This is a genomic window from Psychrobacter sp. M9-54-1, assembly GCF_016613355.1.
GTDB classification, from domain to species: Bacteria; Pseudomonadota; Gammaproteobacteria; order Pseudomonadales; family Moraxellaceae; genus Psychrobacter; species Psychrobacter faecalis.
This window is the reverse complement of record NZ_JADGFW010000017.1, coordinates 54585-70221: the sequence shown is the minus strand read 5'-3', so window position 1 is coordinate 70221 and position 15637 is coordinate 54585. Positions and strand designations below refer to the sequence as shown.

Below are 15637 nucleotides of genomic sequence, written 5' to 3'. Positions count from 1 at the left end.
TAACAGTTTGTCTTTTTATAATGCCCAGTCTAATAGCTGAACTTTATAGAGTAAGATTATATTGGCTTATTTCTTTTTCCACGTTTGGCTGCGTGAGAACGGGCCGATATAACCTTTTAGTTTTAAGCTGTTGCCACTTAGGTTAGCCGTCATACGATAATCTTTACCTTTTTCAGGGTCAGTAATTGTACCGCCGCTATATTTGCCACCGCCGTCAGCTTTTAAACCTTTAATGATAGTCGTACCAATATGCTTTTTACCTTTGGCTGAGTTGGTATCGATAAGCTTACCCGTCAATACACCATTTGATTCAGTGATTTTAACCAAACCTTTTGGTTGACCTTCATCATAAGTCTGCCAAGTGGTGTTATGTAATGGGTCAGCGGCAAATGCCATACTTGCCATGCTGATACCCGCAACTGCTAAAGTGGTTTTTGCAAATAATTTCATAAATTGACTCCCTTCATTCAATGATTACTAGAAACGGTGTGTTTCTGATGTCCCACGCTTATCCTTTTATCAACAATCTTTTAATGCAAGCACTGCGGTTCTATTCTAATTTCAAGTTAGTCACCGACATTAATACTCAATTAATGAGTAGCTTTCCATAAAAGTTTTGATCGACATAAGCGATGTCTTGACCCATTATAAGCAATTTTAAGATTTTGCCTAGTAATTTTTTTATAGTTTATTATTTCTCTAAAATCAAAAGCATATCAAACAGTTATAGAAACGGATTGTCTATAGTTTTATCCACTTGGTCATCTTTTTGTTTTGACTTATCATCAAAACTACTATATTGACTGCGGTTTTCAAATGCCAGCATAATTTTGCTCGTTAGCTCGTGTAGTTGCTGTGCCTGCTTGAATCCAGCTTCGTCAAAGACTAGATTAATGTCGCCATAAATGATGATTTTATCTTCTTGGTTTTCGATGACTAAATCGCCAATTTGCATACTTTCATAATTATTCATAAAGGGTTCAATCATTTATGCTTCCTCTACCTTAACAGCAGTTTACGTGATTTTGCAATACTGTGAGAATATGGTGATATTTACACGCCTTATGCTTTTAATTGTGCCATGAGCCAATCGATAATAGCCAGCACAAATAACATCCAAGTAGGCTCTTGTGGTGAGTCTTCGGGTAAATCTGAGCTGTCACCTGCTTTTAACGGCAGATCAAAAGCGCGCGCTTTGGTTTGAGCATCTAATACGGGCAACACGTCGATGCCAATCTTGGCAGTTAATTGATCGAGACTAATCACTTCTATACGCTCTGATTCATCATTGGGCGCATAATACACGCCTGCTCGGTTGCTCGCTGGAATATAGACCGCTTTAAAAAAATGACTGGGTACCAGTACACGATCCGCCAGTTGTTTGGTCTTTTTATCAGTAAATGCAACTCCAGTAATGGTATAAACTTCACCGTATTGCTGGGTCAAATAGCGGGTGGCTGACTCGATATTACGCCAAATATAGCGGTTATTGCGCGGCGATTGCGGCGCGATGTTGGCAAGGCTAAAGCTATCGTATTGCTGACTGCGATTGGCCATATTACCATTGGGCGCTAAATGCCCGCGATCATAACCTGAGCCTGAGTAATCGGACAGTTTGGCGCGCATGGATTTTGGCAGGCGGCTTTCTTCATGAAAGCTGTCTTCACGATCAATCTGTTTGGCTTGCTGCAAGCGCTTACGGTCGAGATATTCTGCTGACCACAGCGGAGTACGTGATACGCCTGAGTACATAACGGCAAAACCGTCCATGCATAGCGCTTGGGTGTTGTTACTGATCTTAGGATTGGTGAATTCAGGATAGACGCCACCATAAAACGATTGGCTACACTGGCTAAGGTCATCCGCTTGTGCAGCCGATATTCCTATTAAGACCGTGAATACGGTCATTATGGTGTTATTTTTGACCCGTGCTTTATCTTTAAAAAAACTTATCATGCCACTTCCAACCATCTATGCCTGCCATTACGTATGCGCTATCCTAGCAGGCCGTTAGTAATAAAGAAAGATGCTGCGCAGGCCGTGACATTTTAAATGCTATCCGCTATACTTAGGCAGCCAAAAATCTTGGTCTTGCAAAAAACGGTGAAGTGGGTGAGTGGCTGAAACCGCACGCCTGGAAAGTGTGTATACGTTCATAGCGTATCGAGGGTTCGAATCCCTCCTTCACCGCCAATCTTATACTACTTAATCAAAGCCTGCAGTTTTCCTATTTTTTTCTACTCTTTCACAAACTCCCTAAACACTCGGCAATTTAGGCAGCCAAAATACCAACGCCAATAGCGTGGCTAATAATACCGGCGGCGTTATCAGCAGTCCGACCTTCATATATTGCCCCCAGCTGATTTTATAATCCTTTTCAGCCAATACGTGTAACCACAATAGCGTCGCCAAACTACCAATAGGCGTGAATTTTGGTCCCAAGTCATTGCCGATGACATTGGCATAAATCATCAACTCTCGTGTAGCAGCGGGCACTTGGGCACTATCAATCGCCAGCGCGCCTATCAGCGTCGACGGCATATTATTCATCACAGACGCTACGATGGCGGACAAGAACCCTGTGCCGACCGTCGCAACGAGCGCGCCTTGTTGACCTAGCCAATTAAGTATTCGTGCGCCATAGGCGGTAAGCCCTGCATTGCCCAAACCATAAACCACCAAATACATACCGATTGAAAACAATACAATTTGCCACGGTGCTTTTTTAAGAATATTGACGATAGAAAACTTAGCATCACGCCCGCCTTGCCACCAGCGTCCAGCTATGGCCATTAGGAGAAGCGCCGCTGCACCTGTTACTACAGAGATAACTAGCCCGAGCGATTCAGTCGCGAAATACGCCACTAATAACAATGCCAATAGTGGAAAAGCTGCCCGAAATACCAGAGGATCTTTGATAGCCGATTGAGGTGCGCTAAGATTTGCCGTTGAGTAGTGTTTAGGAATATGCCGCGCATAAGCAAGCCACAATACCGATAGCGTCGCTAGAACAGAGACGATATTTACCGGTACCATCACCGCCGCATAGCGACCAAAACCTATATCAAAATAATTGGCACTGACGATATTAACCAAATTAGAAGTCACTAATGGCAAGCTTGCGGTATCAGCAATAAAACCAGTGGCAATAATAAAAGCTAAAGCAGATTTGGGGGGAAAATCAAGGCGCAGTAGAATAGCAATCACAATTGGCGTCAGCAGTAAGGCCGCCCCATCATTGGCAAAGAAGGCGGAGATAAACGCTCCTAGCAGCACAATCATCGGAAATAGCAAACGCCCGCGCCCATTACCAAGCCGAGCGACGTGTAATGCCGCCCAGCCAAAAAATCCCGCTTCATCTAAAATAAGGGAGATAATAATCAGGGCGACAAAGGTAAAGGTAGCGTCCCAAACAATATCCCAGACAATACCAACGTCAGACCAGTGCACCACACCAAATACTAAAGCAACCAAAGCGCCGCCCATCGCACTCCAACCAATGCCAAGCCCTTTCGGCTGCCAGATGACCAAGACCAAAGTTACGATAAAAATAGCGAATGCGAGCATGAAGTAACCTTAATGAGCCAATTGAAGCAATGAAATATTAATAAAGGCAATAATAAAATAACAACGTTAGAGCGATTTTTGATTGACGCGTTGTGAGACTTCCGCAGCGCTTTCAACCCGTTCTGAATAGCGATCAGTCAGATACACCGAACGACCTCGGGTAAGCCAGGTAAATTTGACCAATTCTTCGCAAACGTCAACCACACGCAGATAAAGTGGGGACATTTTCATGCGGTCATTATCGTCAAATTCCAAAAATGCTTTAGGGATAGAAGATTGATTGGGGATGGTAATCATCCGCATCCAGCGCCCAAGAATACGTAATTGATTGACGGTATTAAAACTTTGGCTGCCGCCACTGACTTGCATGATAGCGAGAGTTTTACCTTGGGTCGGACGTACGCCGCCGAGCGCCAATGGAATCCAGTCAATTTGCGCTTTCATAATACTGGTAATGCTGCCATGGCGCTCGGGACTGACCCACAGCATGCCCTCTGACCACTGTGCCAGCTCGCGTAACTCTTGCACCTTTGGGTGGTCGCTATCTGCGTCATCTGGCAGTGGCAAACCTGATGGATTAAACATGCGCACCTCGCAGCCGTACCAACGCAATAGACGGCTTGCTTCTTCAGCGGCTAATCTAGAAAATGAGCGCGCTCGCAGAGAGCCATATAACACCAATATTCTTGGCGCATGGCGTGGGTCATCTTTACCGACCAAAGACTCAATATCAATGGCTTGTATTTGATCAAAATCAACATTGGGTAAATCGTTATTAAGTGAATCAGCAGCGGGCAAATCAGTAGCGTCAATATTACTAGTACTTTTATTACTAAGACCGTCTACTATTAAGACTTCTGTCTTTTTATTCTGTAACATGCTTCACCACTTCCCCATTCTCTTTTGTGAAACTACTGACCGGATTTTCCAGTAATTCAAACACTTTTTCAGACGGTCGGCACAGCGCCGCGCCTTTATCGGTAACAACAATAGGACGATTGATTAAAATAGGGTGCGCTATCATGGCATCAATCAGTTGCGCATCGGTCAATGTTGGATTGTCTAAACCAAGCTCGGTATAAATACTCTCTTTACTGCGTAAAAGCTCGCGCGGAGTATTCTGCATCAATGCCAACAGCTCAACCAAGTACTCACGTGATGGCGGTGTTTTTAGGTATTCCACCACATCTGGCGTCTCACCTGAGGCTTGCATAATGGCAAGGGTATTACGAGAAGTGCCGCATTTGGGATTATGGAAAATTATTGGCGTCATAAGGTTTTCCTCTTTTAAGGTGAAAGGGACGAGATTTAGTATGTCTTGATATGACCAAACCGCCATGCAATTAAAACAACGTATAATTAAATAGACAAATAAGCACTTGATTGAATAAACCCTAAACTACAGCAGCTTTACCTAAACATAATAAATTTAAAACTATGGCAAAAAAATTACTCATTATAGCGCGAGTTGGATTGGTCGTTATCGGTACCGTTATCATGGTTGATTGTGCCGTGTTAATGACGGTTGGCAAAATCAACTTTGGCACCGTGGTACCGTTTTTATTGGGCAGCGCATTTGTCGCCCATGGGATATTTTGGCATGCCATCCGCAAATTTACTAGGCAAAACCCTTTCCGCAATCGTCTTTGGTACACGCTATGGCTGCTGTTTTTTATTTGGCTGATAAGTTTTGGCTTATTTGTTTTCTCATTGCAGCAGCAGATTAAGCGCAGCGCACAACCTGTGCCTGAGGTCGCGGCGATTATTGTATTAGGTTCAGGTACTATCGCCGGTAAGCCAACACCAACGCTTGCTCAGCGTTTAGATACGGCGGCCCCGCTGATTAAAGCACAACCCGAGGCATTGGCGCTGACCAGTGGCGGCATTGGTATGGGGCAGACGCATAGCGAAGCCAGTATTATGGCGACTTATTTACATGAGACACATGGCATTGCCTTTGAGCACATCTTACAAGAGGGCAAAAGCACCAGTACCGCCGAAAACTTAATTTATAGCCAAGTCATCTTGGCAGCAAAAGAAGTGCCTATCACGGCGCCTATTGCCATTGTGACCAGTGATTTTCATACCATTCGCGCGGCTGCCATTGCCAAGCATCAAGGCTATCAGCGACCTATTTTGCTCGCCAGCCCGACGCCGCTATCGATTCGCTACAATGCGTGGTTTCGTGAGTATTTTGCCTTTGTCAGTGGTTGGCTGTTTGGTGAATATTAATGATAAAAGCCATCAATAAGGCAACTCGGCCAATAATTTAGTCCTGAAATATAACCAAGAGCAACCATAACCTTCATAAATATAATAACAACGGATTCCGCTATGCTCGTCGATATTTTATTAACCATTCACTTTATACTGCTGGTGCTAATATCGTTGCGCGTCCTTGCGCGCCATGACTTAACGGCGCCGGCGCGTTTGGCTTGGTTGGTGATTTTATTTCTCTTACCTTATTTTGGCGTCTTGGTTTATTGGATGTTTGGTGAGGTGCATTTAGGGCGCAACTTCACACGCGAACGTCAGAAAATCATCGATAAATTGCATCGTCATCGCCCAGAGGTACTTGGTAGCGATATGGCGTTATTACATGCCGTTAAGCCTGAGTACCGCGCAGCCTTTGCTTATTCAGCAAAAGCCACCGGCTTTCAGACGACAGTTGGCAATCGCGCTGAGCTAATGGCAGATGCCAATGAGACGCGCACATGTATGATTGACGACTTTGATGCGGCAACCAACCATATCCATGTGCTGTATTATATTTGGCTGGTCGATGGCATGGGTACGGCTACCGCAGAAGCCCTAATTCGGGCAGCAAAGCGCGGCGTCACCTGCCGAGCGATGGTCGATGGCATGGGCTCGCGCAAGATGGTCGGCTCAAAGTTATGGCAAGAGATGAAGGACGCGGGTGTGCAGCTCAGTGTGGCGCTACCGTTAACCAATATCATAAAGGTTATGCTCTTTAGCCGTATTGACTTGCGCAATCACCGCAAAATTACCGTGATTGACGGTAAGGTTGGCTATTTTGGTAGCCGTAACTGCGCCGACCCTGAGTTTCGCGTAAAGCCAAAATACGCTCCCTGGGTTGATATTATGCTGCGTATCGAAGGGCCCATCGTTGCGCAAAATCAGATGCTATTTGCCAGTGATTGGCTAAATGAAAACCCTAATACGCCGCTCGACAGCTTTCCGTACAGCACCGATTTGCAGCCAAATCTGCCGCCCAATGATTTTGCTGCGCAAGTTTTCTCTGATGGACCGACCCAGCGTCACGGCAACACCCCGCAGTTTTTGGGTGCCTTAATTAGCCAAGCCCAGCATACCCTAATAATTTCTACCCCTTATTTCGTGCCTGATTATTCGCTGGTGAGTATCCTATGTGCGACCGCCTATCGCGGGGTTGCAGTAACGATGGTTTTTCCAAAGAAAAACGACTCATTTATCGTTTCCGCGACCAGTCACAGTTATTATTGGGAATTGCTTGAGGCCGGCGTAAAAATCTACGAGTATAAGCCTGGGCTGCTACACGCCAAAACCCTGACTGTCGATGGTGAAATCAGCTTGATTGGCTCAACCAATTTGGATTTGCGCAGTTTTCATTTAAATTATGAAAACAATATCGTCTTTAGTGATAACAAACTGACCGCCGATATTATGGAGCGCCAATATCAGTATATCGCTGATTCTGATGAAGTAACGCTTGAAGAGGTTAACAACTGGCCTTTACCGTATCGGATTTGGAATAATATCGTCGCCACCATGGGACCGATTTTATAAGTCGACCTTTAGCCGATGCAGCCTATTGCCGCCTATTAATGAGCGGGCTTTTTTTGTAAAACATAGACAACAAACTTAGCTTCTGTCGCAAAAGGTTGTGCTGCCACCTCTGCTAGTAGCGTCTGCCTTTTTTCGCTGCGCGCCCGATAGGCATAAGGGGTCATGGTCATTAAATCTGCCAATGCCTCTGCCGCTAAACTGAGCTTACTACTGACATGATGAGTCTCTAACAACTGAAAATAAGGCGCTAATTCGTCCAAAAACTTATCAGAATCATGCTCGCGGACGTCATCAAATAACGCCTCACGCATCGTTGCTAAATGCCCAACATCGGGCTTGGCAATGATCATATAGCCCTCATCGCTTAACACTTCATTAAATGCTTCTGGCAAAATGGGACTAAAAATACTGCTAATACCATCGATACTATGCGCGCGTAGCGGCAAATGCGCCGCGCTAGTCACCAGCGGATAAATAGCTGCTGCATAAGTCCCATCTTCCTTAGCCTCCTTAGCCTCTTGGTACCAAAGACGACCTAAAGCCTTACTGGTTCTCGCCAGCTCTACAACAGCAGGTTTACTGATATCGGCAGCGATAAGCATATCCATACCTGTTTGCGCCATTGCCTGCGTGTAATAGCCCTCTCCGCAGCCAATATCCAGCCAATTAATGGGTTTATTTTTTTGCTTAAGACTGGCTTTTTTTGCCATCAATAACGCTGTCATCTTTTGGCAAATTAAGTCATTTAGTGGCTGATAATGCCCGGCATTTAAAAACCGTTTACGCGCCTCAATGGATTGCTGACTGTCGCCCGGTGCTTTGGATTTTTTTTGTTGCACCGGTAATAGGTTGATATAACCCTGACGCGCCACATCAAATGGATGAGCGGTTTGCTTAGGGTTTAAGCTACCATCACAGCGCCACGTATCGTCGGCGGGCTGCAGAGGTGATTGGCAAAGGGGACAAATAAATAAGCTCACAAGTATCTCAACGTTAGCGCAATATGACTGCCATTTTAACAAAGTTCCGGCTAAGTAAGGGATAAATGCCGCAACAAAAAGAAGTTCGCATAAGACCTAAAAAAGCCATCTTAAATTTTAAGATGGCTTTTGATTTAAAATTTTCTGATTTGAAGCTGTTTGACGAGTTAACGCAGTTTTAAGGTCATCAATCCAAGAATCACAAGGATAATGGCAATAATCCAAAATCGTGCTACTACTTGGGTTTCTTTCCAGCCAATCTCTTCAAAGTGATGATGCAGTGGCGCCATACGAAAGACGCGTTTTTTACGCAGCTTATACGAGCCAACTTGTAGCATCACAGACAAGGCTTCGGCGACAAATAAACCGCCCATAATGGCAAAGGCAATCTCTTGACGGGTCATAACCGCAATTGTACCGAGCATCGCGCCCAATGCCAGCGCCCCAACATCACCCATAAATACTTGCGCTGGATGAGCGTTAAACCATAAAAAACCTAACCCTGCGCCAATCATCGCGCCGCAAACAATAATCACTTCTGAGTTATAAGCAATATAAGGCACATGCAAATAATCAGCAAAGCGTACGTCGCCTGAGACATAAGCCATGGCGCCTAGACCTGCCGCCACCAAGACCACGGGCAAAATCGCCAAACCATCTAAGCCATCAGTTAAGTTAACGGCGTTTGAGGCACCATTAATCACAAAATAGGTAAAGATAATAAAGCCAATTCCAAAGGGTACGGCCGAAAAAGGAATCATCCAATCTTTAAAAATCGGTAATAGCAAGTCCTGCATCTCACGCGTGGTCGCTATATCTGGCTGCAAGGTAGCAATGTAATATAAAGAAACCCCGACGAATAACGCGCCCATCGACAGCCAAAAGTATTTTTTACGCGCGATCAGACCTTTGGGATCTTTATATTTGATTTTAAGCCAATCATCCGCCCAGCCAACCGCGCCAAAGATAATCATCACAACGAGCAAGATCCACACATACGGATTGTTTAATCGCGCCCACAGTAACGTCGATACGCCAATTGCGCTCAAAATTAGCACCCCACCCATGGTTGGCGTACCGGTTTTGACCAAATGCGACTGCGGACCATCGTTACGAATCGCCTGACCGTATTTCAATGCACGCAGGCGATTGATGACGCGACTGCCAAACACCATACTGAACGCCAGCGCAGTAATAACCGCCAACAACGCCCGTAGCGTCAACGAAGAAACCGCAGAAAACGGCGTATAATACTGACCAAGCCAGCCAAACAACCAAACTAACACCGCCTACTCCTCGACTAGCGCATTGATAAGGGTTTCCATCTGCATGGAACGTGAGCCTTTAAACAGCACCGTACAAGGCTGCGCCTGCTGTGCTTGTAAATAAGACTGCAAATAGGCCAATAAACTGTCTTTATCAGCAAAAGCATGGGCATTGATAGCAGAAATCTCTTGCGCGCCCGCCACCGTATAGGGCGCATATTGACCAACGCACAGCAGCACATTGATGCCAGTGGTCGCAATGGTACGGCCTAAGCTTTGGTGCTCGCTGATTGCCGCCTCTCCTAGCTCGGCAATATCGCCAAGTACCATGACCTGCGTACCCGTTTGCGCCGCAAGTACTTTGGCTGCCGCTCGTACCGAATGCGGATTGGCATTATAAGTATCATCAATCAAGCGATGCATACCAAGTAGCTGACTGTTTAAGCGCCCTTTTGCAGGACGCGCGTTTTCAAGCCCGACGACAATATCGCTAATGCCAATATTTAGCGCATACGCACAAGCAGCGGCGGCCAACGCATTATTTACATTATGCTCGCCCGCTAATGGCAGATTGATATCATGAACTTGGTTGCCGATATGTAGCTTAAATTCGCTGCGCTCAGGCTCGACATCTAAATGACTGGCACTGACATCAGTATTACCAAAACCTATCACGTGTGAGGTTTGCTTTTCGGCAATACGGCGTAATTGATTGGTAAAGTCATCCTTATCAGGAACGATGGCAAATTGGGCATCGCTTAAAGTATGATAAATTTCAGCCTTGGTTTGGCAAATGCCTTCACGGCTACCAAATTCACCCAAATGCGCAGTACCAATGTTTAAGATACACGCCACATCAGGCTGCACAATCTCGGTAGTATAAGCAATCTCGCCAATGTGGTTGGCGCCCAATTCCAAAATCGCATAACGATGGTAGTCGGATAACTCGAGCAGCATCATCGGCACGCCTAAATCATTATTTAGGTTGCCACGGGTAATCAGCGTTGGCGCCAGTCTGCCAAAGATACTACCCAGCATCTCTTTGCAGGTGGTTTTACCGCTAGAGCCAGTAATGGCAATGACGGTTAAATTTTTATGCTGCTGCCGACGATATGCCGCCAACTGACCGAGCGCTAAACGGGTATCACTCACCACTAACTGCGGAATGTCCGCAGAAATAGGACGTGAAACGATAGCCGCAACCGCGCCTTTTTCTACAGCGGTAACGATATAGTCATGACCGTCAAAATTATCACCCGTTAATGCCAAAAAGATGTCTCCCGCTTTTATAGTGCGGGTATCGGTGGCGATACGAGTACTCATCACCTCATTGCTTGACTCTGCTTGTGCTTCAGCAAACTGCCAATGCCCATCAAGTGCTGTGGTTGCCGCAAGCAGATTGTCTGCTTGCCAAACATACAGCCCTTGCGACTGAATGCTGTTATCGTGGTCGGCTGTCATAATTGATTACCTTATATATGATGACTACTTATCTTTTTATCTTTGTTATTTAACGATATCTGTTGTTTAAACGCTCAAAAAATGAACGGCAGGCGCTATTATTTGGCTATAAAGGTTATAGGCGCCCAGCTTGCTTGAGGGCATTTTGCAAAATAACGCTGTCGTCAAAATCATAACGCACATGGTTAATTTCTTGATAGGTTTCATGACCCTTGCCCGCGATAACGACAATGTCATCAGCCGCGGCTTGCTTGACCGCATATTCGATGGCTGTTTTGCGTGCAGGCTCGATATGGGTACGCTGATATTGCTCAATTGTCATGCCCGCTTGCATATCTTGCAATATTGCCTTTGGGTCTTCGGTACGCGGATTGTCTGCCGTTAAAACCACTTTATCCGCCCCTGCCAATCCCGCTTGCGCCATCAATGGGCGCTTGCCCGCATCACGGTCGCCGCCGCAACCAAATACCGCCCACAGCTGACCTTTACAGTGGGTTTTTAAACTGGCAAGCACTTGGCTTAACGCATCAGGCGTATGGGCATAATCAACGATAAAACAGCCGTTAGTAGATGGCACACGCTGCATACGTCCGACCGCGCCTTGTAGCTGCGGGACAACGGCGGCAATACGTTCAAGGTTATCGGCTATATTATTGTTACTATCACCGTCATTATTAGTCTCAACTGCGACTGCCGCTGCCATCGCCGCAAGTAAATTTGCCACGTTAAAGCGCCCAAGTAATGGACTGACGATATCTAAACTATTAACTTTTTCATTGCCAAAATCTGTACGCAGACCAATCTCAACGCCTTGTAAACTTGGCGTGATATCAGCGGCGACAAAGGTGGCAGATTTTGCTGGGTTTAAACTATACGTCCAAACCGTTAACTCACTGGCACGCGCCGTATCAAGCATAGTCTGTGCATACTCGTCATCAATATTGATAATGGCGTGAGTTAAGTCTGGAAAGTGTGCTTTATCGAACAGCTTGGCTTTTGCTGCGGCATACTCTGCCATGTCGGCATGATAATCGAGGTGATCACGGCTTAAATTGGTAAAAATCGCCACCGATACGGGCATACCTTGTAAACGCTGCTGATCCAGACCGTGCGAGCTGGCCTCTAACGCCAGTAATTCTGCGTTCTCAAGAGCCATTTGATATAAAAACTGCTGCACTGCTAAGGCATCGCCCGTGGTATGGCTGGCTTGCACCAGCGCACCAAGCCGGCCATTACCAGCCGTTCCCATCACAGCGCTGCTCATACCCGTCAGCTGGGTTAACTGTGCGACCAATTGACTGATGGTGGTTTTGCCATTGGTGCCCGTCACCGCCACGACCGTTGGCAAGGTCACTGGCTGCTGATATTGCAAACGCGCTTGAATAAGGCTGCCTAAAAAATCGCGAATATTGGGCACGTATAAAACTGGGCAAGGCAGGGCGGCTAATTGCTGCTGCGCTACGGACTGTGCATTAACAGTAGATAATGGAATATTGGCATGCGGCGGTACATTGGCTTTCGATAATAAAGCAATTGGATCAATTTCTGATAGGATAAAAGCCGCCCGCTCAGCGGCTTGATACAGGTAGTCACGACTTTTTTGACAATTTGGCGTATGGCTTTTTAATAAGACAAAGACATCGTTGGCCGCTAACCGGCGGCTGTCTAAGCAAAATTGCTCAAAGGGAATATGAGCAACCGACTCTATTGAATTTGTTGACTCCTGCTCAGCCACCACCGCCGTCAATGTTTGCGCTAAACTGTGGCTGTGACCTGGGCCATGACTTTGATTGTTAACATTGCTGTCGTTGCCGCTGGCTGCAATCAGCTGCTGCAAGGTGACTGGGGTGCTGCTTAGCGGCGAGGTAGACAGAGACATTGGCAAATCCTAAACGGTTAAAACGCATCAAATAGTTAACAGCTGAAACATGGAGCTTAATCATGAAAATTAGTCATAAAACTTGGTCATAAAACTTAGCCATAGAACTTACTTTTTTAGCTACGGCTCTTCAGTTTTCAATGGTTTATCTAACGGCACATTATATAAACGTAGCGCCTCTTTCATAACATTATGAAAGACAGGGGCTACCGTTAAGCCAGCATAAATCTGACCACGCGGGTCCTCGATAAGCATCACCCCGACCAGCTTAGGATTGGACGCGGGCGCCATACCGGCAAAGACGTTTCGGTACTGGTCGCTATAGTAACCACCTTTGGGGTTAATACGGCGTGAGGTACCTGTTTTACCCGCCACACGATAGCCATCAATAGCCGCGGCTTTGGCGGTACCGCCCGGCTCGGTGACACTTTCTAGCATCTGTACGATAGACATGGCTTGTTCGTGCGCCATGATACGTTTGCTAGGCTGTTTTTTGTCGTCTTTAATTAAGGTTAATGGGTGCATTACCCCACCAGCGGCAAGCGCCGAATACGCCTGTGCGACCTGAGCTAAGGTGACTTGTAGGCCATAACCATAACTGACCGTTGCTCGTCTTGACGTTTCTTTTTCTTTTGGCGTAACGACAAGACCACTGCCCTCGCCGGGGAATTGCAGCGGAGTTTTTGCCCCAAAGCCAAACTGTCTTTGCATATTGGTAATGGCATCAGGCGGCAAGGATAACGCAATCTTGGTTGAGGCGACGTTACTAGATTTTTGTAGTAATGTCGCAAGCGTAATGCGTCCCAGATTATTGTGGTCGCGAATGGTATAACCGCGCACACGAATAGAGCCAGGATTGGTATCAATCAAAGACGTGGTGGTATATTTACCTGAATCCAATGCTGCTGCCACGGTAAATGGCTTCATGACCGAACCCGGCTCAAAGACGTCGAGCAGCGCACGGTTACGCTGGTTTTCACCCGTCATCTCATTGAGATTATTAGAGTTAAAGGATGGCCACGTCGATAGCGCTAGCACTTCGCCCGTTTGTACATCAACAATCATACCAGTCGACCAGCGCGCTTTTTGTAAGCGACCGGCTTTTTCAAGCTCTTTATAGAGCAGATACTGTAAGCGCGAATCAATCGTTAAAGCGACATCTTTACCCGGTACTTCTGGCTCGACTTGCTTGATTTCTTTTAAGCTATTTTGCTTGGCATCTTTTAATACCAGCACCTTACCGTCTTCACCCGCTAGCTCCGTTTCATACTGACGCTCAATACCAGCACGGCCTTCATAACCGCCTTCAGGATCATTGGCGTTTTGCCCCATGAACCCTAACAACTGTGAGTTTGGTTGCGGCTGCGGATAATAGCGCTGAAAGAAGTTTTTCTCATAGACACCCGGAAAATCAAGCGAGCTGACACTTTGGGCGATCTCAGGCGTGACTTTATTAAGAAGCGGCAGATAATGTGAACCTGCGCCCGATGGTAGCGCCGCTTTCACCGCTTCTTCATCGGTGACATCAATACTGTCATCGATAGCCGTGACTTTTTTCAGCTCAGTAACTGAGATATTGGCCGCTGCTGCAAGCGTGGTTAAATCCATATTATCTAAACGCTTTTGCATACGCGCGACAAGCTGAGGACTATCAGGGTTGGTCAAGATAATACGCTTCAGCTCATAATATTCGCGCGCATAATCGTGCGGGCTAAACGACACGGTCGCAAGCGGCGCACTGACAGCTAAAGGCAAATCATTACGATCGGTAATCATACCGCGATAGGATTTTTGCGTACGCACGCTAGTAATCAGCTCATTGCCTTTATCTTGATAAAACTGCGCATTGGCGACTTGTATATAATAAGCACGGCCAATTAATAAGCCTAAAATCACTAACGATATTGCCCAAATGGTACGAAAGCGGTTTTTATCTTGCTCGACACCGCCGCGCGACGACGCCCCAGAGGCTTTACCCAAAAAGGCTCTTTTGCTTTTTTGGGTTTTTACACTGGTATAAGCGCCCTGCACTTCGTTCTTTTTTAGGCGGCTAAATAGCTTAGCTTTGCGGTTATCGGCCGCTTTATTGTCAGCTTTGCCGCTTGTTTGTCCAGATTTGGCAACACTGGCACGGCGTAGCGGCTTAGTGACTTTGCCGCTGGCGAGTTTTTTACTGTTATTCTTGGCAGCTTTATCGTTTTTGGCGGTGGGCTTTTTATCAGTCATCGTCCTGCCTCCGCAGCGTTAGCATCCGCCTCAAAAAAATCTGTTTCATTAGCAGCGGCAGCATCTGTGCCATCGTCCTCGAGCACTGGCGCGACGGCAACTGCCGCTCCCGGCTGAATAATCAGCTTATCTTTAAGGGTTGGCGAAAACATCCCCAATTCAGCAACGGCGCGACTGGCAATTTGCGGGGTCGCACTAAAGGTTTGCTGCTCGATAAGCAAACGCTGATGTTCTACCTGTAGCTTGCGCTCTTGTTTTTTCATGTCTTGCAAGGTTTTATAATCCTGATGATATTGCTGCACGCCTTCTGCCGTCTTGATGCCGCTCCAGATAATAGCCGCCGCCAGTAACACTAATATGACCACGTAAATACTGACCACGTTAAATCGGCGCACGAATAATTCGCCAACATCAGGATTAGGAGGCATTGCGGCGCGGCGGTTTACAGGTTTGTCAGATATTGCCATGACGAT

At 46.3% G+C, this 15637-nt stretch carries 14 protein-coding genes and 1 tRNA gene; 3 read left to right on the top strand and 12 right to left on the bottom strand.

Going from position 1 to position 15637, the window contains the following annotated elements; translation table 11 throughout:
* Positions 1-66: 66 nt before the first annotated feature.
* From IQ457_RS07735 to IQ457_RS07725, 3 genes are all read right to left on the bottom strand, one after another.
* The gene (locus IQ457_RS07735; RefSeq protein WP_200662724.1) at positions 67-450 is read right to left on the bottom strand and encodes a DUF2147 domain-containing protein; all 384 of its coding nucleotides are present in this window, start codon (positions 448-450) and stop codon (positions 67-69) included.
* A 274-nt stretch (positions 451-724) separates the two neighbouring features.
* Complete coding sequence (locus IQ457_RS07730) at positions 725-988, bottom strand: hypothetical protein (protein ID WP_200662723.1); 264 nt, start codon at positions 986-988, stop codon at positions 725-727.
* 74 nt (positions 989-1062) lie between these two features.
* Positions 1063-1956, bottom strand: coding sequence for a DNA/RNA non-specific endonuclease (locus tag IQ457_RS07725; protein WP_242465387.1), 894 nt, complete (start codon positions 1954-1956; stop codon positions 1063-1065).
* Positions 1957-2102: 146 nt separating this feature from the next.
* Between IQ457_RS07725 and IQ457_RS07720 the strand changes: the two genes are divergently transcribed.
* Positions 2103-2193: transfer RNA gene (locus tag IQ457_RS07720), tRNA-Ser, on the top strand.
* Positions 2194-2256: 63 nt separating this feature from the next.
* Here IQ457_RS07720 and IQ457_RS07715 read toward each other — a convergent pair.
* From IQ457_RS07715 to arsC, 3 genes are all read right to left on the bottom strand, one after another.
* On the bottom strand, positions 2257-3567 hold the full coding sequence (locus IQ457_RS07715) for an arsenic transporter (protein ID WP_200662721.1): 1311 nt from the start codon (positions 3565-3567) through the stop codon (positions 2257-2259).
* Between the two features lie 66 nt (positions 3568-3633).
* Positions 3634-4446, bottom strand: coding sequence for an arsenical resistance protein ArsH (arsH, locus tag IQ457_RS07710; protein ID WP_223808573.1), 813 nt, complete (start codon positions 4444-4446; stop codon positions 3634-3636).
* A complete protein-coding gene (gene arsC, locus IQ457_RS07705; protein ID WP_200662720.1) occupies positions 4433-4840 on the bottom strand; it encodes an arsenate reductase (glutaredoxin) in 408 nt (135 codons plus the stop codon). The genes arsH and arsC overlap by 14 nt, the downstream gene beginning before the upstream one ends.
* A gap of 164 nt (positions 4841-5004) precedes the next feature.
* Here arsC and IQ457_RS07700 point away from each other — a divergent pair, with 164 nt between their 5' ends.
* Together IQ457_RS07700 and cls are read left to right on the top strand one after the other, a co-directional pair.
* Positions 5005-5799, top strand: coding sequence for a YdcF family protein (locus IQ457_RS07700; RefSeq protein WP_200662719.1), 795 nt, complete (start codon positions 5005-5007; stop codon positions 5797-5799).
* Between the two features lie 102 nt (positions 5800-5901).
* Positions 5902-7353 (top strand): cardiolipin synthase, encoded by a 1452-nt coding sequence (gene cls, locus IQ457_RS07695; protein WP_200662718.1) that lies wholly within the window; start codon positions 5902-5904, stop codon positions 7351-7353.
* Between the two features lie 35 nt (positions 7354-7388).
* Here the strand turns inward: cls and IQ457_RS07690 are convergent, their stop codons facing one another.
* The 6 genes from IQ457_RS07690 to ftsL all read right to left on the bottom strand — a co-directional run bounded on the left by IQ457_RS07690 (position 7389) and on the right by ftsL (position 15631).
* On the bottom strand, positions 7389-8339 hold the full coding sequence (locus tag IQ457_RS07690) for a putative RNA methyltransferase (protein ID WP_200662749.1): 951 nt from the start codon (positions 8337-8339) through the stop codon (positions 7389-7391).
* 161 nt (positions 8340-8500) lie between these two features.
* A complete protein-coding gene (gene mraY / locus IQ457_RS07685; RefSeq protein WP_200662717.1) occupies positions 8501-9619 on the bottom strand; it encodes a phospho-N-acetylmuramoyl-pentapeptide-transferase in 1119 nt (372 codons plus the stop codon).
* Between the two features lie 3 nt (positions 9620-9622).
* Positions 9623-11059: a UDP-N-acetylmuramoyl-tripeptide--D-alanyl-D-alanine ligase gene (locus tag IQ457_RS07680; RefSeq protein WP_200662716.1), complete on the bottom strand. Its 1437-nt coding sequence runs from the start codon at positions 11057-11059 to the stop codon at positions 9623-9625.
* Between the two features lie 115 nt (positions 11060-11174).
* Positions 11175-12938 carry a UDP-N-acetylmuramoyl-L-alanyl-D-glutamate--2,6-diaminopimelate ligase gene (locus IQ457_RS07675; protein ID WP_200662715.1) on the bottom strand — a complete coding sequence of 588 codons (1764 nt, stop codon included), beginning with the start codon at positions 12936-12938 and terminating at the stop codon, positions 11175-11177.
* A gap of 120 nt (positions 12939-13058) precedes the next feature.
* Positions 13059-15164, bottom strand: coding sequence for a peptidoglycan D,D-transpeptidase FtsI family protein (locus IQ457_RS07670; RefSeq protein WP_200662714.1), 2106 nt, complete (start codon positions 15162-15164; stop codon positions 13059-13061).
* The gene (ftsL, locus tag IQ457_RS07665) at positions 15161-15631 is read right to left on the bottom strand and encodes a cell division protein FtsL (protein WP_200662713.1); all 471 of its coding nucleotides are present in this window, start codon (positions 15629-15631) and stop codon (positions 15161-15163) included. The genes IQ457_RS07670 and ftsL overlap by 4 nt, the downstream gene beginning before the upstream one ends.
* Positions 15632-15637: the final 6 nt, after the last annotated feature.

Bases quoted from the DNA above. Each gene is read 5' to 3' on its own strand.
- IQ457_RS07735 (WP_200662724.1), bottom strand. From the start codon at position 450: ATGAAATTATTTGCAAAAACCACTTTAGCAGTTGCGGGTATCAGCATG.
- IQ457_RS07730 (WP_200662723.1), bottom strand. From the start codon at position 988: ATGATTGAACCCTTTATGAATAATTATGAAAGTATGCAAATTGGCGAT.
- IQ457_RS07725 (WP_242465387.1), bottom strand. From the start codon at position 1,956: ATGATAAGTTTTTTTAAAGATAAAGCACGGGTCAAAAATAACACCATA.
- IQ457_RS07715 (WP_200662721.1), bottom strand. From the start codon at position 3,567: ATGCTCGCATTCGCTATTTTTATCGTAACTTTGGTCTTGGTCATCTGG.
- arsH (WP_223808573.1), bottom strand. From the start codon at position 4,446: ATGTTACAGAATAAAAAGACAGAAGTCTTAATAGTAGACGGTCTTAGT.
- arsC (WP_200662720.1), bottom strand. From the start codon at position 4,840: ATGACGCCAATAATTTTCCATAATCCCAAATGCGGCACTTCTCGTAAT.
- IQ457_RS07700 (WP_200662719.1), top strand. From the start codon at position 5,005: ATGGCAAAAAAATTACTCATTATAGCGCGAGTTGGATTGGTCGTTATC.
- cls (WP_200662718.1), top strand. From the start codon at position 5,902: ATGCTCGTCGATATTTTATTAACCATTCACTTTATACTGCTGGTGCTA.
- IQ457_RS07680 (WP_200662716.1), bottom strand. From the start codon at position 11,059: ATGACAGCCGACCACGATAACAGCATTCAGTCGCAAGGGCTGTATGTT.
- IQ457_RS07675 (WP_200662715.1), bottom strand. From the start codon at position 12,938: ATGTCTCTGTCTACCTCGCCGCTAAGCAGCACCCCAGTCACCTTGCAG.
- IQ457_RS07670 (WP_200662714.1), bottom strand. From the start codon at position 15,164: ATGACTGATAAAAAGCCCACCGCCAAAAACGATAAAGCTGCCAAGAAT.
- ftsL (WP_200662713.1), bottom strand. From the start codon at position 15,631: ATGGCAATATCTGACAAACCTGTAAACCGCCGCGCCGCAATGCCTCCT.